The sequence below is a fragment of the Pseudomonas sp. CHM02 genome (genome assembly GCF_000612585.1).
In the GTDB taxonomy this organism is placed as follows: domain Bacteria; phylum Pseudomonadota; class Gammaproteobacteria; order Pseudomonadales; family Pseudomonadaceae; genus Aquipseudomonas.
The window spans coordinates 1-26,709 of record NZ_JFCA01000025.1 but is presented as its reverse complement, the minus strand read 5'-3'; the positions used below and the strand labels follow the sequence as shown (position 1 = coordinate 26,709).

General features: G+C 56.2%; 26 protein-coding genes. 12 read left to right on the top strand and 14 right to left on the bottom strand.

What is annotated here, in order from left to right; translation table 11 throughout:
* Positions 1 to 29: 29 nt before the first annotated feature.
* The 7 genes from BM70_RS0115895 to BM70_RS0115865 form a co-directional block, all read right to left on the bottom strand.
* A complete protein-coding gene (locus tag BM70_RS0115895) occupies positions 30 to 1,403 on the bottom strand; it encodes a hypothetical protein (protein ID WP_025856927.1) in 1,374 nt (457 codons plus the stop codon).
* Between the two features lie 91 nt (positions 1,404 to 1,494).
* The gene (locus BM70_RS0115890) at positions 1,495 to 2,505 is read right to left on the bottom strand and encodes a glycosyltransferase family 2 protein (RefSeq protein WP_025856926.1); all 1,011 of its coding nucleotides are present in this window, start codon (positions 2,503 to 2,505) and stop codon (positions 1,495 to 1,497) included.
* Positions 2,502 to 3,248 (bottom strand): hypothetical protein, encoded by a 747-nt coding sequence (locus tag BM70_RS0115885; protein ID WP_155952166.1) that lies wholly within the window; start codon positions 3,246 to 3,248, stop codon positions 2,502 to 2,504. The genes BM70_RS0115890 and BM70_RS0115885 overlap by 4 nt, the downstream gene beginning before the upstream one ends.
* Before the next feature lie 171 nt (positions 3,249 to 3,419).
* Entirely contained in the window at positions 3,420 to 5,192 is a 1,773-nt protein-coding gene (locus tag BM70_RS0115880) for an ABC transporter ATP-binding protein (protein WP_025856924.1), read from the bottom strand.
* A gap of 4 nt (positions 5,193 to 5,196) precedes the next feature.
* Positions 5,197 to 6,321, bottom strand: a complete 1,125-nt coding sequence (locus BM70_RS0115875) for a DegT/DnrJ/EryC1/StrS aminotransferase family protein (protein WP_025856923.1) — start codon at positions 6,319 to 6,321, stop codon at positions 5,197 to 5,199.
* Positions 6,318 to 6,782, bottom strand: coding sequence for an acyltransferase (locus tag BM70_RS0115870; protein WP_025856922.1), 465 nt, complete (start codon positions 6,780 to 6,782; stop codon positions 6,318 to 6,320). Before BM70_RS0115870 ends, BM70_RS0115875 begins: the two co-directional genes overlap by 4 nt.
* On the bottom strand, positions 6,775 to 7,185 hold the full coding sequence (locus tag BM70_RS0115865; RefSeq protein ID WP_025856921.1) for an FdtA/QdtA family cupin domain-containing protein: 411 nt from the start codon (positions 7,183 to 7,185) through the stop codon (positions 6,775 to 6,777). The genes BM70_RS0115870 and BM70_RS0115865 overlap by 8 nt, the downstream gene beginning before the upstream one ends.
* Positions 7,186 to 8,176: 991 nt before the next feature.
* Here BM70_RS0115865 and BM70_RS0115855 point away from each other — a divergent pair.
* Positions 8,177 to 8,509, top strand: coding sequence for a ComEA family DNA-binding protein (locus BM70_RS0115855; RefSeq protein ID WP_025856919.1), 333 nt, complete (start codon positions 8,177 to 8,179; stop codon positions 8,507 to 8,509).
* 19 nt (positions 8,510 to 8,528) lie between these two features.
* Here BM70_RS0115855 and BM70_RS0115850 read toward each other — a convergent pair whose 3' ends face one another.
* On the bottom strand, positions 8,529 to 9,107 hold the full coding sequence (locus tag BM70_RS0115850) for a TetR/AcrR family transcriptional regulator (RefSeq protein WP_025856918.1): 579 nt from the start codon (positions 9,105 to 9,107) through the stop codon (positions 8,529 to 8,531).
* A 132-nt stretch (positions 9,108 to 9,239) separates the two neighbouring features.
* Here BM70_RS0115850 and BM70_RS0115845 point away from each other — a divergent pair, with 132 nt between their 5' ends.
* Entirely contained in the window at positions 9,240 to 9,884 is a 645-nt protein-coding gene (locus BM70_RS0115845) for a GntR family transcriptional regulator (RefSeq protein WP_025856917.1), read from the top strand.
* Between the two features lie 15 nt (positions 9,885 to 9,899).
* A complete protein-coding gene (locus BM70_RS0115840) occupies positions 9,900 to 10,748 on the top strand; it encodes a DUF1989 domain-containing protein (protein WP_025856916.1) in 849 nt (282 codons plus the stop codon).
* 72 nt (positions 10,749 to 10,820) lie between these two features.
* On the opposite strand, the gene BM70_RS32435 is transcribed toward BM70_RS0115840, so the two are convergent.
* On the bottom strand, positions 10,821 to 10,988 hold the full coding sequence (locus tag BM70_RS32435; protein ID WP_012722955.1) for a DUF2897 family protein: 168 nt from the start codon (positions 10,986 to 10,988) through the stop codon (positions 10,821 to 10,823).
* A 112-nt stretch (positions 10,989 to 11,100) separates the two neighbouring features.
* The gene (eat, locus tag BM70_RS0115830) at positions 11,101 to 12,465 is read right to left on the bottom strand and encodes an ethanolamine permease (protein ID WP_010211919.1); all 1,365 of its coding nucleotides are present in this window, start codon (positions 12,463 to 12,465) and stop codon (positions 11,101 to 11,103) included.
* 413 nt (positions 12,466 to 12,878) lie between these two features.
* Between eat and kdpF the strand changes: the two genes are divergently transcribed.
* From kdpF to BM70_RS0115800, 6 genes are all read left to right on the top strand, one after another.
* On the top strand, positions 12,879 to 12,968 hold the full coding sequence (gene kdpF, locus BM70_RS31360) for a K(+)-transporting ATPase subunit F (RefSeq protein ID WP_003218754.1): 90 nt from the start codon (positions 12,879 to 12,881) through the stop codon (positions 12,966 to 12,968).
* Positions 12,969 to 12,977: 9 nt separating this feature from the next.
* Positions 12,978 to 14,672 (top strand): potassium-transporting ATPase subunit KdpA, encoded by a 1,695-nt coding sequence (gene kdpA, locus BM70_RS0115820; RefSeq protein WP_025856915.1) that lies wholly within the window; start codon positions 12,978 to 12,980, stop codon positions 14,670 to 14,672.
* A 15-nt stretch (positions 14,673 to 14,687) separates the two neighbouring features.
* Positions 14,688 to 16,745, top strand: a complete 2,058-nt coding sequence (gene kdpB, locus BM70_RS0115815; protein ID WP_025856914.1) for a potassium-transporting ATPase subunit KdpB — start codon at positions 14,688 to 14,690, stop codon at positions 16,743 to 16,745.
* Positions 16,746 to 16,809: 64 nt separating this feature from the next.
* Positions 16,810 to 17,355, top strand: a complete 546-nt coding sequence (gene kdpC, locus BM70_RS0115810; protein WP_025856913.1) for a potassium-transporting ATPase subunit KdpC — start codon at positions 16,810 to 16,812, stop codon at positions 17,353 to 17,355.
* Between the two features lie 125 nt (positions 17,356 to 17,480).
* Positions 17,481 to 20,132 carry a sensor histidine kinase KdpD gene (locus tag BM70_RS0115805; RefSeq protein WP_025856912.1) on the top strand — a complete coding sequence of 884 codons (2,652 nt, stop codon included), beginning with the start codon at positions 17,481 to 17,483 and terminating at the stop codon, positions 20,130 to 20,132.
* 37 nt (positions 20,133 to 20,169) lie between these two features.
* Entirely contained in the window at positions 20,170 to 20,859 is a 690-nt protein-coding gene (locus BM70_RS0115800) for a response regulator (RefSeq protein WP_025856911.1), read from the top strand.
* Positions 20,860 to 20,973: 114 nt separating this feature from the next.
* Here BM70_RS0115800 and BM70_RS0115795 read toward each other — a convergent pair whose 3' ends face one another.
* Positions 20,974 to 22,011: a patatin-like phospholipase family protein gene (locus BM70_RS0115795; protein ID WP_025856910.1), complete on the bottom strand. Its 1,038-nt coding sequence runs from the start codon at positions 22,009 to 22,011 to the stop codon at positions 20,974 to 20,976.
* Positions 22,012 to 22,228: 217 nt separating this feature from the next.
* Here BM70_RS0115795 and BM70_RS0115790 point away from each other — a divergent pair, with 217 nt between their 5' ends.
* The 3 genes from BM70_RS0115790 (at position 22,229) to BM70_RS0115780 (ending at position 24,199) form a co-directional block, all read left to right on the top strand.
* Positions 22,229 to 22,507, top strand: a complete 279-nt coding sequence (locus BM70_RS0115790) for a hypothetical protein (RefSeq protein ID WP_025856909.1) — start codon at positions 22,229 to 22,231, stop codon at positions 22,505 to 22,507.
* Positions 22,508 to 22,548: 41 nt separating this feature from the next.
* Positions 22,549 to 23,310, top strand: a complete 762-nt coding sequence (locus tag BM70_RS0115785) for a CHAD domain-containing protein (protein WP_025856908.1) — start codon at positions 22,549 to 22,551, stop codon at positions 23,308 to 23,310.
* A 91-nt stretch (positions 23,311 to 23,401) separates the two neighbouring features.
* Positions 23,402 to 24,199 (top strand): acyl-CoA thioesterase II, encoded by a 798-nt coding sequence (locus BM70_RS0115780; protein ID WP_025856907.1) that lies wholly within the window; start codon positions 23,402 to 23,404, stop codon positions 24,197 to 24,199.
* Between the two features lie 2 nt (positions 24,200 to 24,201).
* On the opposite strand, the gene BM70_RS0115775 is transcribed toward BM70_RS0115780, so the two are convergent.
* The 3 genes from BM70_RS0115775 to BM70_RS0115765 form a co-directional block, all read right to left on the bottom strand.
* The gene (locus tag BM70_RS0115775; RefSeq protein WP_025856906.1) at positions 24,202 to 24,564 is read right to left on the bottom strand and encodes an Mpo1-like protein; all 363 of its coding nucleotides are present in this window, start codon (positions 24,562 to 24,564) and stop codon (positions 24,202 to 24,204) included.
* 122 nt (positions 24,565 to 24,686) lie between these two features.
* Entirely contained in the window at positions 24,687 to 25,091 is a 405-nt protein-coding gene (locus BM70_RS0115770; protein ID WP_025856905.1) for an Imm50 family immunity protein, read from the bottom strand.
* Positions 25,088 to 26,709, bottom strand: a 1,622-nt coding sequence (locus tag BM70_RS0115765; protein WP_025856904.1) for an RHS repeat-associated core domain-containing protein, incomplete at its 5' end; no start/stop codon positions are given. The genes BM70_RS0115765 and BM70_RS0115770, both read right to left, overlap by 4 nt.

Genomic DNA, 26,709 nt, shown 5'->3' with positions numbered 1-26,709 from the left:
AGGCACGCTTTGGCGGCAGTTTATAGTTCCTAAGTATTCTTAACTTCTGCGTGGCCGCTGACGCGAACGTTTTTGGACAAGAAAAAAAGTGCCGTCAGTATCCAAAAAGAAGTCATCGACTCGAGAAAACCGAAGACCTGATTGTTTGCCGGGATATACAAAAAGAGAATGCCGAACAGGGGCAGCAGCATTTTTGCATAAAAATTATCATGGAGTGTGGCTGAAAGGTAAACGTACGAGAAGTAAGCACCCAGTATCAGCATGATGAGGGCCACGCCCCAGAAGCTCACGTCATTGGCTATATAGGTGTAAAAAGAATGCCAGTAAACAAACTCATCCCACTTTTTAGTAATCTTATGTGGAAACGTTCTGTCTCTTACGTCAAGGTCTAAGTACTGGGCAAATGATTTTTGTAAAAATACTGAGTGCCCAATGCCGTATGAAGATTGGAAATCTTCATCAAGCGAAATCGACATTCCATAATACCCTTGAACCATATAGCTGGTCAGCTTTTCATAAAAGTCCACAAGGTTGGATCGTTCGGCGCCAGGGTCCTCACTTCTAAATGCTATTCCTTTTTGTTTAAGGTAGTCAAAAGGCTGGGGTTTACTGTTTTCAACGATAACTTGGTAAGATGAGTGTGCAGACTTCACACTGTAAAACTGCCAGAAAGAAAATAGAAACATAAAAGCAAGAAATGCTAGAAAAAACTTTCTCTGCTTCAACGTTGAAATAATTCCGCTGGATTTATTTGAGAAAACCAGCACCCCTAGGCAGGTCGAGATTATAAATACATAAGAAAAGTTGATTACGCTCAAACTGGCAATAATGCCTGTCAGCAAGGGGGTACTCAGGACAAGCATTCCAGCCGTTCTACGGACATTGCTTAATTCATGCCAATAAAATACAAGTCCCGGTAATAGTATGTACTTGAATGGCCCTGTAAATAGCGTTATTGCAGTGATATATGGGTTTTTTACAAACCCAATCGAGGAAGCCTCTGAGGCGTAGAAAGCCCTCGATTCCCAAGGTATTACGAGGCCTCGATAAAGGCTGGCGAAAAAGTTATCTGGGATGTATGAGTTTGAAAGTGTCGTATTCCTGTGTACGACTACATTCGCGGCGAATGCCATGAGCAGTATGATCCAGAAGTACTTGATGAATATGTTGCTGTCTACCGACGCCCGTTGTACGGTTGATTCGATGCATGAGTGTTTAACAAAGAATTGACTTTGCAGAATATAACCGGATATGAAAAATGCGTGATATAAAAAAATGAAGCCAAGAAACTCTCCCTCATTTTTTAATGGCCAATAAATAGGCCCAAAAAAGAACAGCCATAACCCAAATAATAGATAGGCTTCTACTAGTAGTAACGGCGCATAGACCTTTGCGGTACTCATTCTTCAACTCCTTAAAGATAGTGTTGCTCTGCCTTACAGTGCAATAACGGTGTTTCTTCTGCATTTTTACAGTGGTAATGAAATTGTTTGACTATGTGGTTTTTTTATTTTGCACGCTGTCCAAGAAGGTGTTTGCGTTTTTTGCAATAAGATCGTAATGCGCTTGGTGTGCCTGCGTCGCCGAGGGTGATTCCGAACAGGCCTTCGCGATTGTGAACGCATTTGCCGTTAACTTTAATAGGTACGAGTAGTATCCAATGTTCAGCAGTTTTTTTAGAAGTGTATTGTCAAGTTTGTAGCAGTAAATTCTATTCTTCAGGATAATTCGGTCTAGCCAGTTTTTTTCGTTTGAAAGCATGTATTCAAATGCTTTCAATTTGTCTTTTTCGAAGTCAGAGCCGCGAATTAGGTAAGTCGAACCTGAGGTGCGCCTGTAGTAAACATATACTTCTTTAGTTTGTACGAAATTAATGTTGTCGTAGGAGTGTGCGATTTTTACCATCATAGGAAAATCTTCAGTCACACTGTAGCTGTTTATAAAATCGAACAGATTTTTGTCTTGCAGGAATTTTTTGTTGCAGAATAAATTTGGCGTGTTGATACTGCTGATCCCTTTTAGGCGCTCTATTAGCTTTTTCCCTTTATAGATCACGTCTGTCGCTAAAATGTGGAAAATAGTAGAGCGTGAATTGCCGAGGTTTCCGTCGATTAACAGTAGCGGTAAACCTGAGAAAAAGTCGTTGTGTTTTAAGCGTTCAACTTCTTCAAAGATATTGACGCACGAGTAGACATCGTCGCCAGCCGTTATTTTAAAGCGGTCGCCTTCGATCAGCGCCCATAGACGTGTGTAGTTAAAGCAGGTACCGCGATTCGAGCCGTCAGCCAAGACCGTGATGTCGGAAAACACTGCTCCGTGCACCAATAGCCATTGATTTGCCAATTCAATAGTTCGGTCTCGAGAACCGTCATCTGCCAGAATCAAGTTAACTTTATACCTAGACCCATAATTTTTTATCAAATACCTTATGCTTTCAAGGTGTTCAATTATGTACGATTCGTGGTTGTACGTTAGAATCGCAAAAGTGAAATTTTCCTTGATCATGCAATATACCTTTGAAAGCGTTTGAACAGCTTTTTGACTAAGACTCTGTAGAGAAAAATGAAGGCGGCGAATCCAATCACCTTGAAACCCAATAAGAAGAAATCCACTTTCCACTTTAAGCTATATTTACCGTCCGATAACGATTCGCTGGCGATCCCCCTCAGCGTAAGATCAAGGCTGAGATTGTATTTCTTCAGGGCGGGAGTTATGACACTCGAAACCCACTTGCCCCTGCGTATCGCACCGCCCATTTTATAGTTGTAGACGAAGGTATCTTCCTTGGCTATTTGGGCACAATAAAATTCGTTGTCGCCGCTGTAGGTCCGCGCACTGCCAAAAAACTCCCAAGCCCAGGGCGAGTCTAGCTCTCCCGTAAAATTTAAAAGTTCCCGGGTCTGCCATACGGCTGGCGCTGAATTTAATCGGTAGTCGTTTCTCTTACCGATTAATTCAAATCCGTCATATTTTGGTTCGACGCTATTGTTGCCTGGAATATTATTAAAATAAAAAACACTTATTTTGTTGTTGTTCTTCATTTCCTGAATGCAGCGGAATAGTTTTTTCTTATTGACCGGTGCTTCTAAGATAAAGTCGTCGAATAGTGCAATCACGAATTCGGTATCCACTAAGGATAACGCTCTACGAAGCCGCCATCCCCATGGCTTTTTCCCTTCAGCTGGGCTGAGGTTTAACGTGACTATTTGCAGCCCTTCAAAGCTGAAGTTTTTGTGCTCGGTGTTCAAGATAATCTTGCAGTCGCAATCCGGCCACATATCCTTGAATGCACTAAAAAACGGCAGCCATACATCTTCATAGTTGTCACATGAATTTATAATTATAGTGCAATCTTTTTTATTTGTCGGGGGAGCATTGTGACTCATAAAATTAAAGGCCTATCATCGAGGAGTCAGTGCTCACACAGACTGTTTCAATTTATCGCTGCACAGGGACTCGTAGGATCCGCTCTTCACGATCACGCCGTTCTCTATTTCGACAACCATGTCACAGCCCCTGAGGGTGTTGAGTCGATGAGCAATAACAACCAATGTTATTTCGTCTCCCAACCCCTCCACCGCTCGCATGACCTCAAGCTCGGTTTTACTGTCAAGCGCGCTTGTCGCTTCATCTAGGACGATAACTTTTGCTTCTTTATAAAAGGCTCTGGCAATTGCGATACGTTGACGCTGTCCGCCGGATAGAAAAACGCCTCTTTCCCCTACCGGTGTGTCATAGCCATTAGCCCAAGCTTCAATAACTTCCGCCATTTGAGCTTTCTCGGCCGCCCTTCGAACACGTTCAAAATCAATATCTTGGCGCGGTATTCCAAAAGCGATGTTCTCGGCTACAGAGGCGTCGGAAAGAAATATAAGTTGAGGTACATGTGCTATGTTGGCCTGCCAGTTGCGGCAATTGGCGGTTGTAATCTGCTCGTTATCGACCAAGAAAGTACCTTCGGTCGGAGTCAGCAAACCCATCAGCATGTCGAGTAGTGTGCTTTTACCACTTCCTGTTGCGCCGACCAATCCGATGCGTCCACCTTTAGGGATGTTGAGATTGATGTCCTTCAGCACCCACGGTCCATTATCGCCATAACGGAAAGACACAGTGTTGAGTGACAGCGATTCATTGAATGGTTGATGGGTCCTGGGCGTGTCTGTATCGAGTTGAACATCTGTCTCTGGAAGAAGGTTGAGTACATCCAGCAACGAATCATGTGCGCCTCTAATGCAGGCCCACGCTGCATAGGACTGCTGCAATACTGGCAATAAACGTTGCGCTGCAAGGGCCAATGCTCCCAGCATTGGTATAGAGGCTAGTAAACCTCCCGGTTGCTGCGCCAGCCAATAAGCAAAGACCGCAACCATTAACATGCCAAACGATTCGATCGTATAGCGTGGCGCGTTCGCGATAATTTGGATGTTGGCTTTGGCCCTGCGCAATTTTGAATCGGCAGCTTCGAAGTCCTTGCGATAGGTCAACTGAGAAGAGTCAATGATGACATCACGAATCCCTTCGAGACTTTCGTTCAGCAACTTCAAAAGCTTATCCGAGCTCAAGCTCACCTCTAGGCTGTCTTTGCCTAGCTGTTTTTTTGTGGCAAAAATGACTGAGAGGTAAACGCTGCCAAAGCTGGCAAAAGCAAGGAACGCAACAATTGGGTCAATGGCCAGAACGATGATAAGTATCGCAACCATCATGAAAGCCGAGCTGGCAATCGTCAACGTGGGGATGAGGAACTCGCGGACAACAATATCAACTTTGTTGAAGATAGCGGTGACAACCTCACTGCTATTTCGCGACAGGTGCATGCTATAAGGTTGATGGATGACGGCCTTGTATATGCCTCCAGCCAAATCGCTACCCACGGCGGAGCTGAAGCGATTCTGTGCCCACATCAAAACAAATCTACTGACTCCGGACACAATAGCTGCCAGCGCGAAAATGACCGTGAGGGGCAGAAGCAGTCCGTCAGCTTGCGTGATACCAAGCGTGGCGAGCATGCTACTTGCAAGAGGTTGATCCATTAGCTTTGCTGGATTGATCAGAACCGCCAGAAATGGCACTATCGCGCCAATACTAAGCACTTCGGCGAACGACGCAATGATCATGAGCATAAGGATGATAGATAGTTGTACCTTCCTCTTGAGTGACAGGCGCTTCCAGAGTCGTATTAACGATGTAATCATCAGTTCACACTTCGCACGCGAAATTATTGACGGCTGTAATGATACGTTCAACTTCTGACGCGGTCATGACAGGGCTTATCGGCAGGCTCAGTACTTGTTTATGTATCGCCTCGGTCAGAGGGTAGCTACGGGAGTCCCACTGCTTGTAGGCCAGTTGTTGGTGTGCTGGAATAGGGTAATGGATGATCGTTTGAATCTGTTGTTCGAGTAGATATTGCTGCAACTCGTCACGTCGATCGCATCGAACCACAAATATATGCCATACATGACTTTCAAGGGATGGCACGGGCGTGCCTGCAGCCAACGGCAGTGTTATCCAAGGGTTGTGGATACCTTCCATATATTGCTGGGCGACATCTCTGCGAGCTTTTGTTTGATCATCTAAGTATTTGAGTTTGACACTCAGCATAGCAGCCTGGATTTCGTCGAGGCGGCTGTTTACGCCTTGATAGAGATTCTTATATTTCTCGTGCGAGCCATAATTCCGCAGTGCTCTCAGAGTATTGGCAAGTTCATCATCGTCAGTAGTGATCGCTCCTGCATCGCCCAAGGCCCCGAGGTTTTTACCAGGGTAAAAGCTGAATCCGGAAGCATCCCCCAAGCTCCCTGCGCAGCGTCCACCCTGACGGGCGCCGTGTGCCTGGGCTGAGTCTTCCAATACAAGGAGGTTGTTTCGTTTCGCCAACGACGTCAACGCTGGCATATCGCAGAGCTGCCCATACAGGTGCACCGCCATGATTACCCGTGTTCTGGGTGTGATAGCGGCTTCAACAAGCTGTGGGTTCAAATTGTACGTCGCTGCATCCGGCTCTACCAAAACCGGGATCAACCGATTTTCTGTAATGGCAAGAATACTTGCAATATAGGTGTTGGCTGGGACGATAACCTCATCCCCTTCCTTGAGCTTGCCGAGCTCCTTCCACGCGCGCAGTGTCAGGCTTAGTGCGTCGAGACCATTCGCAACACCGATGCAGTGGCGGCTTTGTGTATAAGTAGAAAATTGTGCTTCAAACTTGGACAGCTCATTGCCGCCAATAAACCAACCTGAATCAATAACTCGAGTGCAAGATTCAATTAATTCTTCACGCATCATGGCGTTGATTTTCTTTAAGTCGAGAAAGCTAATCATTGTTCGATATACCTGATGACTTTCGCGGGGTTGCCAATGACGACCGCCCGAATTGGAACGTTTTTTGTTACAACAGCGCCCGCACCCACCATTGCGTAGGCTCCTATCGTGACACCTGGCAGTAGTGTGGCATTGGCACCAATGCTCGCCCCCTTCATAATTGTAATGCCTGTAAAAGTTTTGGGGTAAATCTTAGATCTCGGCATGGGGTCATTTGTGAAGGTAGCATTTGGACCAATAAAGACGTCGTCCTCAATGCGAGTGCCGTCCCACAAAAAAACACCTGATTTTATGGTGACGTTATTACCAATCACCACATCACTTTCGATTAAGGTATGCGCGCAGATATTGCAGTTACTGCCGATGGTTGCACCTTCAAAAACAATACTGAATTGCCAAATTCGGGTGTCAACTCCGATATTTTTACTTTTGACGTCCGCTAGCGAGTGAATCTTAGCCATTTTTCGCAGCCTCTATAAAATATTCATAGTTGCGAATATAGTCCGACTCATCATAGTGCTCGCTAGCCAGAACTAAAAGAATGCAGTCGTCACTAAAATCGTGCATTTCTCGCCATACCATGCTCTCAATCAATATGCCTTTGGTAGGGTTTTCCATCCACAACTCTTCGCGTACTAGTCCATTGTCAAGGACCATTCTAAGTTTTCCCATGACGCAAATAGCAACTTGCTTTAAGTTGCGGTGCGCGTGAAATCCACGGCTAACATCTTTTGCAGTGTGGTAAATGTAGTAGACACGTTTTATATCAAAAGGGATTGCTTTTTCCATGCCGATCTCGAGAGCTACCAATCCTCCTCTTTCATCACCTAAACTAGGAAAGTCAATCCATTTAATTAAGCTCATCTTCCTCATCCACCATCTGCAATAAATTTAACTAAAAATAAATAAGAATCGCGTTTAGGGCATTCAGTGTTTTCTCAAGCAGATCTCGAAATTTCCACATTACGCGAAGCGGTCCCGAGGTACACGTAAAGTTTAGCCATTTGTCCCGCTTTGGAATGGAATCGGCGGCGGCCCTCCAGCTAGCGATCAGGCTCGCGTGACAGTGAACTGCTGGGGCCTCCTGCGGGTTGACACCTTTCATGAGTCGCTTGCGCAGTCGATACTCATCATGAAGGGCGATAAAAGACGTTAACGGCGACATCATTCGGGACCACTAATTCGACGATCCTGCAAGGCGCCTATGGCCGGGGCAATCAACCGCGAGGTTATCCCTAGCGCTCAAAATTCGTTTTGCCAGCTTTGGCCTGCGTGCATTCAAGTCGCGCAATATACCAGATGCCACTATCCCCAGTGAACGGTTCAATCGGACCAGATGTCCTGCGTAGTTCCGTTTCTGCCACTGCGCGTAGGCCAAGCCTTCGTGGCTCGACGGTATCGAGTGCCATACCACGCTGCTATCCCACCTTGATAGCATAAAGCCCTCACTCTCCGGGGGGGCTATGAGTCGCTCGGAAATGAGTAGGAGCACGTAGGGTGGTAGGCACAAGGCTTTCGTAAGATAGGCGGAGTAGCCTTTTCGCTGCTTCACATATAAAGCGCATCGTTAAGTAATCAGGGCCTTTCCAAACGCTCGCTTATCCATCAAGTGGTGGCCGTGCAGATGCGGTAGGCACATGCGGCTGCTTCGATACACATCGGGTTTGATAATTATATATTTGGTCAAATTAAGCGAAGTGTCTCGCTCGCTTGAAAGTTTTGTTCAAAACGGAATTATCTACGAGTTCATGCTTTGTGACATGAGGTTTTTTGACTTGGTTGAAGTTTCATCTAACGTGGAAAAGCAGCTTCGGAAAAGCTGCTTTTCTCTTACCAATGTCATGGAGCGTCACCAATGCAAAACACCTACCTCACCTCCCTAATCTTCGCCTTCCTCACCACCCTCTCAGTCACCGCCACCGCAGCCCCTTCCATCAAGCCCGAAGCCCCAGCCCCGATCACCGCCCAGATGACCAAGGCCGAGCAATCCGCCAAGGTCAACCTGAACGCTGCCGACGCCGAAACCCTGCGCCGCGACCTGTTCGGCATCGGTGCTGCCAAAGCCAAGGCGATCGTTGCCTACCGCGAAAGCAATGGACCGTTCACGGCGGTGGATGAGTTGTTGGAGGTGAAGGGGATCGGTAAGGCGTTGCTGGAGAAGAACCGCGATCGGCTTGTAATAAACTAAGCCAACCAGGGGAGGCCGGTCACTGACCGGCTTTTTCATCTTCTGAAACCTGGGTTTTCAAGCTGTCTCGCACCACCTCCATGATTCGCATGGCGAGTGCCTTGTCCTCGACACTTCGGGCGAGTACCAAGGCCCCTACCAGGGTCGACATCATCACCAAGCCCTGTGCGTCACCCCGGCCATCTGCCAAAGCCGTTTCAATCTGTTGGACCCGAGCGTCGAGTACCGCATCCGTCGTCTTGCTGTGCTGGCCTCTGAGCCCGAGTTCGGAGGACATGGTCGGCAATGGGCAGCCTTCACCCGGCGAGCTCAGGTGCCATTCCGACAGATAACTATCGATGAATGCTTCCAGCGGCCGTTCCTGGCTGAACAACATTTTGCAATGTGCATCCAGCTCGGTGGCTGCGGTCTGCAGGGATTTTTCGACCAGTTCATCTTTGGATTTGAAATGCGCGTAGAAGCCGCCGTGCGTCAGGTTCAGCGCTTTCATCAACGGCTGCAAGCCGGTGGCGCCGATGCCGTCGCGGCGAAAGCGTACGGAGGCTTCCTTGATGATGCGTTGGTGGGTCTGGGCTTTGTGGTCGGATGAGTAACGCATAGGTCGGCCTCGGTGACAGGCTGGCATTTTAACCAACTTGAATAGTTTTACACGCGTGGTCTACGCGCTGGCGTTTGGCATGAAAAGTGATTACCTCTACGCATGGGATTGTTCAACAATCGTGAGGTAGACATGACACTCAGTTTGTCTTTAGCCGACCAGATTGCCCTGGAGCTTCGCACTGACATCATCGGCGGGCGGCTGTTGCCAGGAATGCCGTTGGTCGAAGTGGAGTTGGTGAAAGCCTATAACGCCTCGCGCAATACGATTCGCGAGGCGTTGCATCGGCTGGGCCAGGAAGGGTTGACCCGTTACGTACGCAACAAAGGGGTAATGGTTCGGCGGTTGGCGCGGGACGAAGTGCGTGATTTGTTTGTCGTCCGTCGCACCCTGGAGTTGCAGGCTATCGCCCAGAGTGGCGCTCTGACGGAGGAGCAATCCGAGCGCATGCAGAACGCCATCGACGCCACCACCCTGGCCCGTGAGCGCGAAGACTGGCGTGCGGTCGCGACTCACAGCCTGGTGTTTCACCAACACATCGTCAGCTTGATGCGCAGTCCCTTGTTCGATGAGTTTTTTGCCCAGGTGATCGCCCAGTTACGCCTGGTGTTTTGCGCCGCGCCCGATGAGCAACGCTTCCAGTCGCCTTGGTTGGAGCGTGATCGCGAGATTTATAGGTTACTGGTCCAGCAGGATAGACCGGCGGCAGGGGAGGCGATGAGTCTGTACCTGGCTGATTCGGAACACCTGTCGTTGGCCTTGTTCAATCACCCCTGATCGAGGATCCGCATCATGTACAAAGACTATCCGGCCGCTTATCAGGTCAGTAAAGGTTCGGCGTTGCAGGTCGATACGGCGTTTTACGAGCGTGTGCGTGATCGAAAACAGCAACGCACACTGATCGAGCAGTTTGAAGTGCCGATTCGTACGGGCAGGGCGTGGAAGGTACCGGCCGGGCATGTGTTCCGCGTGACTACGCCGGTCGGTCCGCAGGTGGGTGATTTCAACGTGTGGAACGCCAACGACCCACGCGAGCGTTTGTGGGCGGCGCGTACGCGTCAGTTGCAGGGCGCGCATGTCAGCACCCATGACCGCTTGTGGTCGAACCTGCCGTTTCTGCGCCCTTTGGTGACGATCACCGACGACAGCCTGGCCGGTTACGGTATCGATGAGCACGGCGGTCGCCTGCACGATTTACTCGGTACCCGTTGCGATCCCTATGTGAACCGCATGCTCACCGGTGAAGACTTCCATCACCATTGCCATTCGAACCTGACCCGCGCGGTTTTACCCCACGGCCTGACGGAATTCGACGTGCATGACGTGCTGAATATTTTCCAGTGCACAGGCCTGAATCATGACGACATGTATTTCATGAAGGCCTGCCCGGCGCAGAAGGGCGATTACCTGGAATTTTTTGCCGAGATTGATTTGCTGTGTGCGTTGTCGACGTGCCCCGGTGGAGATTTGTCGCTGCCGATGTGGGGGCCGGATGCACAGGACCCGCTGACGGTGTGTCGTCCGTTGGGGGTGGAGATTTATAGGTTGGAGGATGCGCTACTGGGCGGCTGGAGTCAGCCGGAACGTGCTGCCTACAAGGGGCAGCACGGGTTGCAGATTGCCAAGGCGGATTGGGAGTAGGGCCGATAAGGGGGCTGCTTCGCAGCCCAGCGCAGGCAAGCCCGCTCACTACAATAAGTACGTCAATGCGGATTAGCGATCCTGCGCATCCTTGGCATCCGCCTGCGCATTGCGCTCGGCCACGCGCTTGCGTTGTTCGTCGGTGAGTTCCACTTTGTTGGCGCTGTCACGCAGCATCATCAGTCCACCGACGATCGACCCGATGGCGACCACTAATATCAACCATGCATACCACGGCATAACGCTCTCCTTGAGGCAGATTGCCGTGGGAGAGTTTTCCCACGGTAATAACTGCTTTGAGTGACGGGCTTTCTTACTAGTTCAGTGTAGGCCCGTTCTGCCTCTTAGTAGATCAGAGCCCGGTCAACATCGCATCCGCTGGCGCATCGGCACGGTCTTGCGCGGTCATCTGGAAGTAGGCGAACCCCACCACCATGAAGCCCAGGAAGATCAACCCGATCAGCGCGTTGAACCAGGCCATGGCCACCAGGCACACCACCGCCAGCACCAGCGCAATGCCCGGCACGATGGGGTAACCCGGTGCGCGGAAGGTGCGTTCCAGCAGGGGTTCGGTCTTACGCAGTTTGAACAGGCTGAGCATGCTCATGATGTACATCACGATGGCGCCGAATACCGCCATGGTGATCATCGCGGCGGTCAGCGTCATGCCGCCCAGGTTGATCAGGCCATCGCTGTAGATCGCCGCGATACCCACCACGCCGCCGGCAATGATTGCTCGGTGGGGAGTCTGAAAGCGCGACAATTTGGCGAGGAAAGATGGCAGGTAACCGGCGCGGGCCAGGGCGAAGAATTGGCGCGAGTAGCCGAGGATGATGCCGTGGAAACTCGCCACCAGGCCAAACAGGCCGATCCATACCAGCATGTGCAGCCAGCCGGAGCTATCGCCGACCACCGTTTTCATGGCTTGTGGCAACGGGTCGTTGATGTTCGACAGGGTGCGCCAATCGCCCACGCCGCCGGCAAAGAACATCACGCCCATGGCCAGGATCACCAGGGTCAGGATGCCGCTGATGTAGGCTTTTGGAATGGTGCGCTTCGGGTCTTTGGCTTCTTCGGCGGCCATGGCCGCGCCTTCGATGGCGAGGAAGAACCAGATGGCGAACGGGATCGCGGCAAACATCCCGGCAATCGCTGGCGCGCCGAATGTGTCGGAACCGGCCCAGCCATTAAGAGCGAAGTTGCTGAAGCTGAAGGCGGGCGCCACCACGCCCATGAACACCAGCAATTCAGCGACGGCAAGCACGCACACCACCAGTTCGAAGGTGGCGGCGAGTTTCACGCCGAGGATATTCAGGCCCATGAACACGATATAGGCACCGACGGCGGCGTGTTTCGGGTCCAGCGCTGGAAACTGCACATTCAGGTAAGCGCCGATGGCCAAGGCGATCGCGGGGGGCGCGAAGACGAATTCGATCAATGTCGCGAGCCCGGCGATCAAGCCGCCTTTCTCTCCGAAGGCACGCCGGCTGTAGGCAAACGGCCCGCCGGCGTGAGGAATCGCAGTCGTCAGTTCGGTGAAACTGAAGATGAAGCAGGTGTACATCGCGGCCACCATCAGGGAGGTCACCAGGAAGCCCAGCGTCCCGGCGACGCCCCAGCCATAGCTCCAGCCGAAGTATTCACCGGAAATGACCAGGCCGACGGCGATACCCCATAAGTGCAGGGTGCCCAAGGTGGGTTTGAGTTGTGTGTTCATTGTGTTGCTCTCCCTGAACCGGTTGGAATGATTCAAGGTGTTGCAGCGGACATGCCAGGATGGGAATCATTGTCGTAAAGCGGTGCAAGTGTCGCCACGGGAACGGTTTGGCGTTTGAATTTCCCCTGTGTTGCACCAGATAAGTGCTGTGTTGATTCAGCCGGCGCCTTCGCGGGCAAGCCCGCTCCCACAGTGGACCGCGCATATCCTGCCCAAACACGGTCCAGTGTGGGAGCCGGGCTTGCCCGCGATGAGGGCCTCAAACTCACCAAAAATCCCCCTGTAAACCCCGCATAAACCCACTCTTTACGCCGTCTTTACGCCCCACCCACTCCCTCGCTCTCGTTCCTTTACGCCACTCCTGCCGACAATTGCCCCACACGCGGCACTCGCCGCTAAACGGAGAAACTTCCATGAGCGTTCTGGACGGGGTGTCACTGCTATTGGCTGTGGCGCTGTTCATTTATCTGCTGGTTGCGCTGTTACGCGCGGATCGGAACTAGGAGCGGGCCATGCACAGTTATGACTATTGGCTGATCATTGCCTTTTTTGCGGTGGTGCTGGTGCCGGCACCGTTCCTGGGGCGGTTCTATTACAAGGTGATGGAAGGGCAGCGCACCTGGCTCACGCCGGTCTTCGGCCCTGTCGAACGCGCCTGTTATCGCCTGTCGGGCGTGGACGAGCATCAGGAACAGAGCTGGCAGAAATACATGCTGGCCTTGCTCGCTTTCAACCTCGCGGGCTTTTTGCTGTTGTTCGCGATCCTGTTGTTCCAGGACTATCTCCCACTGAACCCACAGAAATTGCCAGGTCAGGAATGGACCCTGGCCTTCAACACCGCGGTCAGTTTCATGACCAACACTAACTGGCAGTCCTACAGTGGTGAGGCGTCCCTGAGCTACCTCAGCCAGATGGCCGGCCTGACCGTGCAGAACTTCGTCAGCGCGGCGACCGGTCTGGCAGTGCTTGTTGCTCTTTGTCGTGGGATCGGACGCAAATCCACCAAGACATTGGGCAACTTCTGGGTCGATATGACCCGCGCCACCCTCTACGGCCTGCTGCCGTTGTGCCTGGTGCTGGCGTTGTTCCTGGTGTGGCAGGGCGTGCCGCAAACCTTCGCCCATTACGTGGATGCCGTGACCATGCAGGGTGTTGATCAAGTGATCCCCCTGGGCCCGGCCGCCAGCCAGATTGCGATCAAGCAATTGGGCACCAACGGCGGCGGCTTCTTCGGTGTCAACTCGGCGCACCCGTTTGAAGACCCGACTGCCTGGGCCAACCTGTTCGAGTTGGCGGCGATCATCCTGATCCCGGTAGCGCTGGTGTTCACCTTCGGCCACTACGTGAAAGACCTGCGCCAGAGCCGCGCGATTCTCGGCTGCATGCTGGCGTTGTTCATCATCGGCGGCGCGACCTCGCTGTGGGCCGAATACCAGCCCAACCCGACCCTGAGCAATCCGGCCGTGGAGCAAACCGCGCCGCTGGAAGGTAAGGAAGCACGCTTCGGCACTGCCGGTACGGTGCTGTGGTCGGTGACAACGACGGCGGCTTCCAACGGTTCGGTCAACGGCATGCAGGACAGCCTCAACCCCCTCAGCGGCATGGTCGCGCTGGTCAACATGATGGTCGGCGAAGTGATCTTCGGCGGCGTCGGCGCCGGCATGTACGGCATGTTGCTCAACGTGCTGATTGCGGTGTTCCTCGCCGGCCTGATGATCGGCCGCACCCCGGAATACCTGGGCAAGAAGCTGCAGGCCAAGGAAGTGCAATTGTTGGTGGTGACTCTGCTGGTGATGCCGGTTGGCGTGTTGGTCCTCGGCGCTATCGCCGCGAGCCTGCCGGGCCCGGCCGGCGCCATCAGTAACCCCGGCCCTCACGGCTTCAGCCAATTGCTGTACGCCTACACCTCGGCGAGTGCCAACAACGGTTCGGCGTTCGGCGGCTTCAGCGCCAACACCCCGTTCCACAACCTGATGCTGGGCCTGGGCATGTTGATCGGCCGCTTCGGCTACATCCTTCCGGTACTGGCCCTGGCCGGCAGCCTGGCAATGAAGAAGACCGCACCGATTGGCCAGAACAGCTTCCCGACTCATGGCCCGCTGTTCGTGACCCTGTTGACCGTGACCATTTTGCTGGTGGGCGGCCTGACCTTCCTGCCGACGCTGGCGTTAGGTCCCATTGCTGAACACTTGAGCATGGGCTTCTAGTAAAGGGATATGAAAATGAATATGCCTGCAAAAAACGCGGCTCCGGCACAAACCCAGGAGCCCGCCAAAACCGCCATCTCTGCCCTATGGCGCCCGGCGCTGGTCCAGGCGTTCGTCAAGCTCGACCCACGCCAGTTGCAACGCTCGCCGGTGATGCTGGTGGTCGAGTTGACCGCCATCCTCACCACTGTGTTGTGCTTCGTGCCCGACACCAGCGTGCCGACCTATGTCGCCGTGCAAATCGCCGTCTGGCTGTGGTTCACCGTCCTGTTCGCCAACTTCGCCGAAGCCTTGGCCGAAGGGCGTGGCAAGGCGCGTGCCGACAGCCTCAAGGCCGGCAGCGAAGGCTTGAGTGCACGCCGCAAGGAGGCGGATGGCAGCTTCAAGGTCGTGCCGGCAACCAGTCTGCGCAAAGGTGATGTGGTGCGCGTCGCCGCCGGGGAAATGATCCCCGGTGACGGCGAAGTCATCGAAGGGATTGCGGCGGTCAACGAAGCGGCCATTACCGGTGAATCCGCACCGGTGATCCGCGAGTCCGGCGGCGACCGTTCGGCCGTCACTGGTAACACCCGCCTGGTATCGGACTGGCTGCTGATCCGCATCACCGCCAACCCCGGTGAGTCCACCCTCGACCGCATGATCGCACTGGTGGAAGGCGCCAAACGTCAGAAAACCCCCAACGAAGTCGCGCTGGATATCCTGCTGATCGGCCTGACCCTGATCTTCCTGTTAGTGGTGGTGACCCTGCAGCCGTTCGCCCACTTCGCCAGTGGCAGCTTGCCGCTGGTGTTCCTAGTCGCACTGCTGGTGACGCTGATTCCTACCACGATCGGCGGATTGCTGTCGGCCATCGGTATCGCTGGCATGGACCGCCTGGTGCGCCTCAATGTCATCGCCAAGTCCGGGCGTGCCGTGGAAGCGGCGGGGGACGTGCATGTGTTGCTGCTGGACAAGACCGGCACCATCACCTTCGGCAACCGTCGGTGTGCGGCAGTGGTCGCGGCGCCTGGCGTCAGCGGCAAGGAAGTGGCCGAAGGCGCGTTGTTTGCTTCCCTGGCGGACGACACGGCGGAAGGTAAATCCATCGTTGAATACCTGCGCGCCTTGCACCCGCAGGCCGAGCCAACCGCGGACGAGCTGACGGCCGTGCCGTTCAGTGCCGAAACCCGTTTGTCCGGTGTGGATTATCAGGGCCGCGTATTCCGCAAAGGCGCGGTGGATTCGCTGCTCGCGTTCATCGGTCAGCAGCGTCGCGACTTGCAGCCTGCACTGTCGCGGGAAATCGACAAGATTGCCCAAAGCGGTGGCACGCCGTTGCTGGTGTGTGCCGACGGCAAGTTGCTCGGCGCGATTCACCTTAAGGACGTGGTCAAGCCCGGCATCCGCGAGCGTTTCGCCGAGCTGCGCAAACTGGGCATCCGCACCGTGATGGTCACCGGCGACAACCCGCTGACTGCTGCCGCGATTGCCGCCGAAGCCGGTGTGGACGATGTGCTGGCCGAAGCCACGCCGGAGAAAAAACTCGCCCGCATTCGTCATGAGCAGAACGACGGTCGCCTGGTGGCGATGTGCGGCGACGGCGCCAACGACGCCCCGGCGCTGGCCCAGGCGGACGTCGGCATGGCGATGAACGATGGCACCCAGGCCGCTCGCGAAGCCGCCAACATGGTCGACCTCGACAGCGACCCGACCAAGCTGCTGGACGTGGTGCAGATCGGCAAAGAGTTGCTGGTGACCCGTGGTGCGCTGACCACCTTTTCCATCGCCAACGACGTGGCCAAGTACTTCGCGATCCTGCCGGCACTGTTCGCCTCGATCTACCCGCAACTGGGCGTGCTCAACGTGATGCACTTGCAGAGCCCGCAGAGCGCGATCCTCTCGGCCATCGTGTTCAACGCGCTGATCATCGTGGTGCTGATTCCGCTGGCGCTGCGCGGTGTGCGCGTCCAAGCGGCGAGTGCGGCGGCATTGCTGCGACGCAACCTGCTGATCTACGGGCTGGGCGGGATCCTGGTGCCGTTCGTGGGCATCAAGGCGATCGACATGCTGCTGACTGCGCTGCACCTGGTTTGACCCTATTCCTGTGGGCGCCCGGTGGGTGCCCACAGGTCGCAATGACCGAATTGAGGAATCCGATATGTCCAACATGATCCGCCCGGCCCTGAGCCTGCTGGTGCTCATGACCCTGATCACCGGCGTCGCTTACCCGCTGGTAGTGACCGGCGTCGCCCAAGTGACGTTCTCGGACCAGGCCAATGGCAGCCTGGTGCGCGACGACAGCGGCAAAGTGCGCGGCTCCAGCCTGATCGCCCAGGACTTTACCGGCGACAACTGGTTCCACCCACGCCCATCGGCCGGCGCTTTTGCCACGGTTTCCAGCAGCGCCAGTAACCTGGGCCCAAGCAACCCGGCGCTGGCGACGCGTATCTTCGAGGATGCGAACAAACAGCTGGTGCCCAGCCAGGGACCTGTGCCTTTGGCGTCGCTGACTACCTCTGGCAGCGGTCTTGATCCACACTTGCCGCCAGAGGCGATTGCCTATCAACTGGCGCGAGTGGCCACGGCGCGGAATGTGCCGGTGGCAACCTTGCAACGGTTGCTGGATGAACACATCGAAAGCCCGTGGGTGGGCCCGCCTGTCGTGAACGTGCTGGCGCTGAACATGGCCCTGGAAAAGTTGTAGGCAGTAGCGCCGTCATCGCGGGCAAGCCAGCTCCCACAGTTGGAATGCATTCCCCTGTGGGAGCTGGCTTGCCCGCGATGGCGGCCTGAAGTACACCCGATAAATACCTGAAGGAACCCCAGCGCATGAGCGACTCCGGCCGCGCCGACGCCCTGTTAGCCGATCTGCCCCGGCACGGCCGTGGCCGGCTCAAAGTTTTCCTTGGCGCCGCACCCGGTGTGGGCAAGACCTACGCCATGCTCCAGGCCGCGCACACGCAGTTGCGCCAGGGTGTGCGCCTGATCGCCGGCGTGGTCGAAACCCACGGCCGTGCCGAAACCGAAGCCTTGCTCAGCGGCCTGCCGCAACAGCCTCTGCTGCGCAGTGAATACCGCGGCGTGATGCTCGAAGAAATGGACCTCGACGGCCTGCTCGTCGCCAAGCCCAAGCTGGTGCTGGTGGACGAGCTGGCCCACAGCAACGCCCCCGGCAGCCGCCACGAAAAGCGCTGGCAAGACATCCAGGAACTGCTCGCCGCGGGCATCAACGTGTTTACCACGGTCAACGTCCAGCACTTGGAAAGCCTCAACGACCAGGTGCGCGGCATCACCGGCGTGCAGGTGCGCGAAACCCTGCCGGACTGGGTGCTGCAAGAGGCCGACGAACTGCTGCTGATCGACCTGCCCTCCCGCGAGTTGCTGGAGCGCCTGCGCGACGGCAAGGTCTATGTGCCAGAACAGGCCCGCGCGGCCATCGATGCGTTTTTCACCCAGACCAACCTCATGGCCCTGCGCGAGTTGGCGATGCAAACCGCCGCTGCCCACGTCGATGATGATTTGGCCCAGGGCTATCGCCAACTCGGCCAGGCCGCGCCGGCGGTGCGTGGTCGCTTGCTGGTGGGTGTGGATGGCGATGCGCAGGCCGAGCGCCTGGTACGCCATGCCAGCCGGGTTGCCCAGCGTCGTCATTTGCCGTGGAGCCTGGTGCATATCGACAACGGCCGGGCGCGGGATGAGCAGTCGCGGCTACGCCTGCAAAATGCCCAGCAACTGGCCGAACGCCTGGGCGGCGAGGTAGTGTTGTTGCGGGCGGGGGAGGTGGCCAAGACGCTGATCCAGCACGCCGCCGAACGCCGTGCCAGCCTGTTGCTGGTGGGGCAATCGCGGATGCGTTGGCGGCGTCGGTTGTTCGGCGGTGGCCTGGCCGCGCGTTTGCTGCGCAATGCGCGCGGCTTGGAAATCAACGTCCTCGACAGCGACGACATCCCTGCACCGCCACGTTTGCCGAATGTGCGTGGGCTGGTGTGGTTCGACTACGCCCTCGCGGTCGTGGCGACGGTGGTGGCGGCGGCGGTGGCGTGGGCGGTGTCCAGCGTCTTGCCGCTGCCGAACATCTCGCTGGTGTTCCTGGCCGCGGTATTGCTGGTGGCGGTGCGCAGCAGCCTGGGGCCCTCGCTGGTGTGTGCGGCGTTGTCGTTCATGACGTACGACTTTCTGTTTATCCCACCGAATTTTTCCTTCGCCATCCAGCGCGAAGAAGACGTGCTGACCCTGTTGTTCTTCCTGTTGATGGCGGCGCTGACCGGCAACCTGGCTGCGCGCCAGCGTCGCCAGTTGCAGGCGTTGCGCGACACCCAGGAAGAGACCAGCGAACTGCTCGACCTGTCACGCAAACTCACCGCGGCCACCGATCGCCAGGCGGTGATCAGTGCCGCGGCGCATCACTTGGAAGGTTGGAGCGACCTCGACCTGTGCCTGGTCAATCGCGACGGTCAGGGTGGTTGGACGATCGAGACCGGCGGCCCGCTGACCCTTAGCGAAGCCGAGCGTGCCGCCGCCGATTGGGCCTGGCAGCATGACCAGCCGGCGGGCATGGGCACCGGCACGTTGCCATTTGGGCGTTGGTGGTGGTGGCCGTTGTCGGGCGAGGAAGGCCCGCTGGGTTTGCTGGGCGTCAGCCCCAAACCGGGCCTGGAGTTGAGCGGCCAACGCCGTCGCTTGCTCACGGCCTTGAGCCAGCCGCTGGCCCAGGCGCTGGCGCGGGCGCAATTGGCTCAGGAGCTGGAGTCCGCGCGGCTGCACGGCGAAACCGAGCAACTGCGCAGCGCCTTGCTGGCTTCAGTGTCCCACGATCTGCGTACACCGCTGACCTCCATGCGCGGCAGCATCGATAGCCTGCTGGCACTCGGTGAAGCGATCCCTCTGGAGGATCGCCGCGAGTTGCTCGAAGGCACCCGCGATGAGGCCGAGCGCCTCGACCGCTATATCCAGAACTTGCTGGACATGACGCGTCTCGGCCACGGTGCGTTGAAACTGGCACGGGACTGGGTGTCGCCAGGCGACATCGTCGGCAGCGCCCTCGGCCGTCTGCGTGCGGTGCTGGCGCCGCTGCAGGTGAGTACCGATGTGCCGCCCGAGTTGCCCTTGTTGTATGTGCACGCCGCGTTGATCGAACAGGCACTGGTCAATGTGCTGGAGAACGCCGCACGCTTTTCGCCGGCTCAAGGTCGCTTGCAACTGAGCGCCGGCGTGTCGGACAACCAGCTGTTTTTTGCCGTGGCCGATGAGGGGCCAGGAATTCCCGAGGACGAGCGCGCGAAAATTTTCGACATGTTCTACACCGCTGCACGCGGTGACCGCGGCGGGCAGGGCACGGGCCTGGGCCTGGCGATCTGCCAGGGCATGGTCGGTGCCCACGGTGGGCATATCAGCGTGGCCGACGGTATTGAAGGGCGTGGCACCTGCATCACCTTGTTCCTACCCTTGCCGACACAGCCTGGCCTGGAGCGCGAGGCATGAGCTACCCTGTTTTCTTCACGGATTTTGATTGGACACCATGAGCCAGACCTCGACGATTTTGGTCATTGATGACGAACCCCAGATCCGCAAATTCCTGCGCATCAGCCTGGCCTCCCAAGGTTACAAAGTGATTGAGGCCGGCACCGGCAACGAAGGCCTGGCCCAGGCGGCCCTGAGCAAGCCGGATTTGCTGGTGCTCGACCTTGGCTTGCCGGACATGGACGGCCAGCAAGTACTGCGTGAATTCCGCGAGTGGTCGACGGTGCCGGTGCTGGTGCTGTCGGTGCGGGCCAGTGAAGGGCAGAAGGTCGAGGCCCTGGACGGTGGTGCCAATGACTATGTGACCAAACCCTTCGGTATCCAGGAGTTTCTCGCCAGGGTGCGGGCGTTGTTGCGCCAGGCGCCGGCGGGTGAAGCCCAGGAAGCAGCCTTGCGCTTTGGCCCCTTGACGGTGGACCTGGCCTATCGCCGGGTGCTGCTGGACGGCGCTGAAGTGGCGCTGACCCGCAAGGAATACGCGGTGCTGGCACAACTGGCTCGGCACCCGGGGCGGGTGATTACCCAGCAACAATTGCTCAAGGATATCTGGGGCCCGACCCATACCGAGGACAGCCACTACCTGCGCATCGTGGTGGGGCATCTGCGGCAGAAACTGGCGGATGATCCGACCCAGCCACGGTTTATCGTGACGGAGGCGGGGGTGGGGTATCGGTTGTTGGGCGGATAGATTTTCGGTGCTTGCTCTGGCGTCATCGCAGGCAAGCCAGCTCCCACATCCAGAATGCATTCCCCTGTGGGAGCTGGCTTGCCTGCGATGGCGCCATCAGCGACACCACGCATTTCAGCGCTGCTCACTCTCATACCGATCCAGCGTATCACTGGCAATCTCCCGCCCCAGGGCGATCAATTCCGGCGCCTTGTAGAACTCGAAAAACCGGCACACCCGCTTCGGCACGTTGATCAGCACATCCGGTGGGTAGCCGGCAATCTTGTACTGCGCCAGCGAGGTCTGCATCACCTCGAAGCTCTGGTTGATCAGGTCGAGCAACGACGCAGGGCCGACGTTATCGATGATGAACGACCCGGTCGCGGACTTCGGTGCGCCGGGCTTTTCCGGTGCGGCGGCCGGTTGCTGGGATTCGGGCTCGGCGGACTCCAGCCACGGGTTGATCTCCGCTGCCTGGGCCTCCAATGCCTCCTGCTCCAGCTTCAGCAATTGTTCGGCCTGCTTGCGGCGAAACGGCAGGTGCGAACCGAGTGAATTCGCCAGGTTGTTGAAGCGACTCTTGAAGGCGGGCGGGCGCTGGATCACGGGCAACTGGTAGTGCTTCTGATTGGTGGCGTTGAGATTGACCGCGATGATCAAGTCACAGTGGCTCGACACCACCGGCACGATGGGCAGCGGGTTGAGCAACCCGCCGTCCACCAGCATGCGGTTGCCTTGCATAACTGGGGTGAACAGGCTGGGAATCGCCGCCGAGGCGCGCATGGCCTGGTGCAGGCAGCCTTCCTGGAACCAGATTTCCTGCTGGTTGGTGAGGTCGGTGGCGACAGCGGTGTAGGGGATGCGCAGCTCTTCGATATTGATCTCGCCAACGATCTTGCGGATCTGCCCGAAGACCTTCTCGCCTCGAATCGCCCCCAGGCGAAAACTGACGTCGACCAGGCGCAGCACGTCGAGGTAGTCGAGGCTTTCAATCCAGTTGCGATATTCATCCAGTTTGCCGGCGGCGTAGATCCCCCCCACCACCGCCCCCATGGAGCATCCAGCGATACAGGCGATGTCATAGCCGCGCCGTTCGATTTCCTCGATCACTCCGATATGGGCGTAGCCCCGGGCCCCACCGGAGCCCAGCACCAAGGCAACACGCTTTTTCATGGTCCATGTCCTCCCCAAGGCAGGCACCCACAATGCACCCATTGAGGGGCTGGCTTCAATCTTCGCGGGAGCCTGCAATATTTTTCCAGGATAGCGCTGCTGCTCGGGTATGCTCTGGTAAACAGGTACTATCGATTTCAGGCTAAGGACAGGCACTTTTCCATGTAGGCAACGTCTACAGCGTACGACTGTTTTTTCTTATTTTGAGGTGTCATTGATGAAAGCCTGGATGTGTGTGCCTGTGATCGTGCTGGCCTTGGCCGGTTGTGCCGGGAAAACCGCGTACCGCGACAGCTGCGGCACCCAATTGGACGCCGCCTGGAAAGAACTGGACCTGGCCAAGGCTGAAGGGTTTGCTGGTACGGTGAGCTACTCCAAGGCCTTGTCTCTGTTGACCGGTGCCAAGACCCAGCAACAATTTGAAGCGTTTGAAGGCTGCTCTAACAAGGCCGAGAAAGCGCGGTTCTACATTCGTGAGTCTCGCGCCGGGCGTTGACCTGTTGCGGGTAGGATATTTCATCAGGTAGTGAGGGCAGGATGTCAGCTTTGGTCGATCAGTTAGTCGCTCAGGTCATTGGCCTGGAAGTAGGGTTACTGAGCTGCCAGGCTCGACTCGCCGCCGTCACCGACGATGAAGCCCTGCATGACCTGCGTACCACCGTACGCCGCTTGCGCAGCTTGTTGCGCCCCTTGCGCGGGCTGCCTGGGGTTGAGCAGCTTGAATTGGCCGCCAGCACCGTCGGCCAATTGACCACGCCGCTACGTGACCGCGAGGTGCTGGCGGCGTATTTGCACCAGCACGGTCATCACGAGGCTGCTGACCGGCGCCTGCGCCTGCAACCCGATGCCTATCGCCACGTGGCGCAAAGCCCGGAGCTCGCGCATTTGCTGCTGATCCTCGACGCTTTCCCGCGTTTTATCCGTGCTTCTGAGCATCAGAAGTTGCTCAAAGGCCTGCGCCCACGCATCGAAAAACGTCTGGCCAAACAATGGCAGAAACTTGATGAAGGCTTGAAAGATCCCGACCATGATCGCCATCGACTGCGGTTGTTGATCAAGCGTGTGCGCTATGCGGCTGAAGCCTATCCCGAATTGGACAAGTTGCCCGCCAACGCGATGTCGCGCCTGAAAAAAGCCCAGGGCGCGCTGGGGGATTGGCACGACTGCTGGCAGTGGTTGGCCCAGGCAGAACACCAGCCGGATTTGCAGCCCTGCGTCGCGACGTGGCATCGCACCATGGCCAAGGCAGAAGGGCAGGCGGATCGGGTGCTGGATAAACTCAGCGCCGATTGTTTCTGAGTCGGTCCGGCTTTTGGCCGGAATAGGCGCTGTACCTGGCCGGATCGATAGTTAAGATCCCCCCATCTGTTCCCTTTGATGTGAGATCGCCATGCGCTTTAGTGACTTGCTCGACGCCGCCCGCAGCAACCCGCTGGATGTCACCATCCCTGCCGAATGGGCCCAGGGCCGCGCGACTTTTGGTGGCCTGGTCGCTGCCTTGCAATACGAAGCCCTGCGTGCACAGGTTCCGGCTGATCGCCCATTACGGTCGCTGGCAATCACCTTCGTTGGCCCGGTAGCGCCGGACGTTCCTGCCAGTTATCAAGTCGAAGTGCTACGCGAAGGTAAAGCCGTCAGCCAGTTGCTCGGCCGCGTGGTGCAGAACGGGGAAGTGGCGACACTGGTGCAAGCCAGTTTCGGCGGCGCCCGCGAGTCGGAAATCGCTGTCGACAGCGAAGCGCCGCCGGTGTTCAAGCATTGGGAGGAGTGCCAGGAACTGCCCTATATCAAAGGCGTCACCCCCGAGTTCATGCGCCATTTGGCGATGCGCTGGAGTGTCGGCGGCTTGCCGTTTACCGGTAATAAATCCCGCGACATGGGCGGCTGGGTGCGCTTGCGCGGCGATGTGAAGGAAGAGCCGCTGACCGAAGCGCATATCCTCGCCCTGGTCGATGCCTGGCCCCCGGCATTGCTGCCCCACCTGAAAAAGCCGGCACCGGGCAGCACCCTGACCTGGACCATCGAATTCATCCAGCCCCTGCAAGACCTCACGACCCTGGACTGGTGCCAGTACCATGTCACCATCGAACACGCCCGCGACGGTTACGGCCATGCCGCCGCCGCCCTCTGGAGCCCGACCGGCGAACTCATCGCCATCAGCCGCCAGACCGTGGTGGTCTTCGCCTGACCTCAATGCCTGTGGCGCTGCCGCCAGGCACGCCACCAGCCACCGCTCAACACGAAGCGCGGAAAGGTTACGAACTGTTCGACCACCAGGCGTTGAATCGCATCTTTACGATCACTGAACGGCTCACTGGCCTGGGCTTCCAGGCTATGACCATGACGCTGCAACGCCAGGCCGGCGAGGATACCCACAACACCCACGGCAAAACTGGCCAGGCTCAGGCTGAAGACCCCGGACACAATCAACAGAAACCCGATGATGAACAGCGGCACGGCAATCAGGTGCAACGCCAGGTTGGTCGGGTGCTGATGGTTCTGCGGGTAATTACGCCATTGCCAGGCGGGGAGATTGGGATGACGTTTGCCCATGATGGTGAATCCTCTGTCCGTTGAAACAACATGGGGAGAGTTTAGGTGGGGTTGGGTGGGTGGGCGAATTGGGGCTGACTATGGAGGGCATAGGATGTATATATTCATGCACTTATAGTGCTCTAAAAAAAATAATCATCAGGTCCATTTATGTACACGTTTGGATCGCAAAGTGAAATATATTTAGCCTTGAATTCAATTGAGGCGTTTTTGTTGGTTGCTTGGAAATGAAACTGATCATTGTTGCGTGTGATATTCACGAAAAATACTTCTCTAATGGGAAGGTTTTGAATTTTTAGGTCGCGAATGCCATGACAATCAATCCCCATTCTGCAAGTGTTATAGCCTTTGTCTTGCCATTTGGTCGGTAATGTGTCTGGGAATTCAGGGATGTCGAACCCTAACCCCAATGACGGTTGATCGTTTTCTATCTGCAACGAAAATAATGCAATTTTTCCAATCTTTACGGGGTTGCTAAATAGCTTCTCGAAAAATATATTGCGATCTAGTTCGTTCCAGTATTTCATTTTTTAATCCTGAAATTGTAATGTTCTTTCGTTCCGGAAACATGCCCGTTTCGGGGCTTGTTTATTGGTCGTAAGTTGAAGTGTGCTGTTTGATCTCCTACTCCATCCGCTCTGCCGAATTTATGCCCGGCAGAATGGTCCTGGATAAGAACTCTAGAACCATCTGCTCTGGTGAATTGATACACCCTTGTATTAATAGTCCTGCCATTGTCATCCAATACATTGTCATCATTCAAATCAGTCATTTTTTCTTTTTTGGATTGTGTTGGCCTGCCTGACTTCGGATGCGTCATCACATCTGGGTGTTGAGTCATCGGTATTTTGGCGTCTCTTTTGGCTTCCCGAAACGCCCCTTTACGAGATACGTCAGGCTGTTTCGGCTCAGCAGGTAAGGCGCAGGTTGGTTTTTTCTCTACCGAACCAGGACAGTTGGCGCTCAGCCCTAACGGATCTATCCATCCCGTAGGATTAGGCACGTACTGGTAGGCATTCATCCCACCCGCCAGCTTCACCGGATCCGGCGTCAGGTAGCGACCAATATCCGGATTGTAGTAGCGATGGCGGTTGTAGTGCAGTCCGCTTTCCGGGTCGAAGTATTGGCCTTGGAAGCGCAGTGGATTGTCGATTTTTCCTATGTCTAGTCGGGTGATTTCGCCGTAGGCGCGGTAATGCGCGGACCAGACAATTTCGCCGTCTTGGGCAGTGAGTTCCTGCGGCGTGCCCAGGTGGTCGAGTTGGTAGTGGTAGGGCTTGGTTTCCTTTGGACCGAAACCGTCCAGTAAGGCCAGCGGGCGGAAGCTGTCGGGTTCGTAGAGGTAGCTGCGGTGGCGGTTCTCGTGGTGTTCGGCGATGAGTGTGTCGCCTTGCCAGAAGAACTCGGTGGTTATGCCATCGACGGTTTTACTGATACGCCGCCCAAACGGGTCGTAGCGGTAGCTGGCGGTCTGGCCGTTGGGTTTTTTAATACCAATCAGGCGATGCTGGCAGTCGTAGCGGTATTCGGTGACGAGTTGATGGCCTTTGCCGCGACGTTCGCGGATCAGGTTGCCGAAGGCGTCGTAGTCGTAGTGGTGGTCGCCCTGGATCATCAGGCGATTGCCGGCGACGATGTCGGGGCCGGGGCGGTCTTGCATGAGCAGGTTGCCGGCCGGGTCGTGGCCGAAGCGTTCTTGCTCGTCTTGGGTGTGGTCGGCGCGGGTGAGGCGGCTTAGGGGGTCGTAGTGGTAGCGGTGGTCGCCTTTGCGGGTGTCGAGCAGGCGGGTGAGGTTGCCGGATTTGTCGTAGTCGTAGTGGCGGCGGTACACCGGGCCTTCGGCGTCGTTGATGCTTTGGTTGAACAGGCGTCCCTGGTGGTCGTGTTGGTAAGTGCTGAGCAGTTGGCCTTGTTGGCGTTGCTGTTCGCGGCCGGCGGTGAAGAGGTGTGAGGTGAGTACTGCGCCGTTCAGTTCGACGGTGGCGAGGTGACCGCCTTTGTCGTGATTGAAGGTGAGGCGGTTGTTGTCCGGCAGGCGCAGGTTTTGCAGTTGGCCGCAGGCGTCGTAGCCGTAGCGCAGGGTGCCCCAGCCTTGGTGTTCAGCCGTTAAACGGTTTTGGGCGTCGTATTCGTAGGCCAGGGACC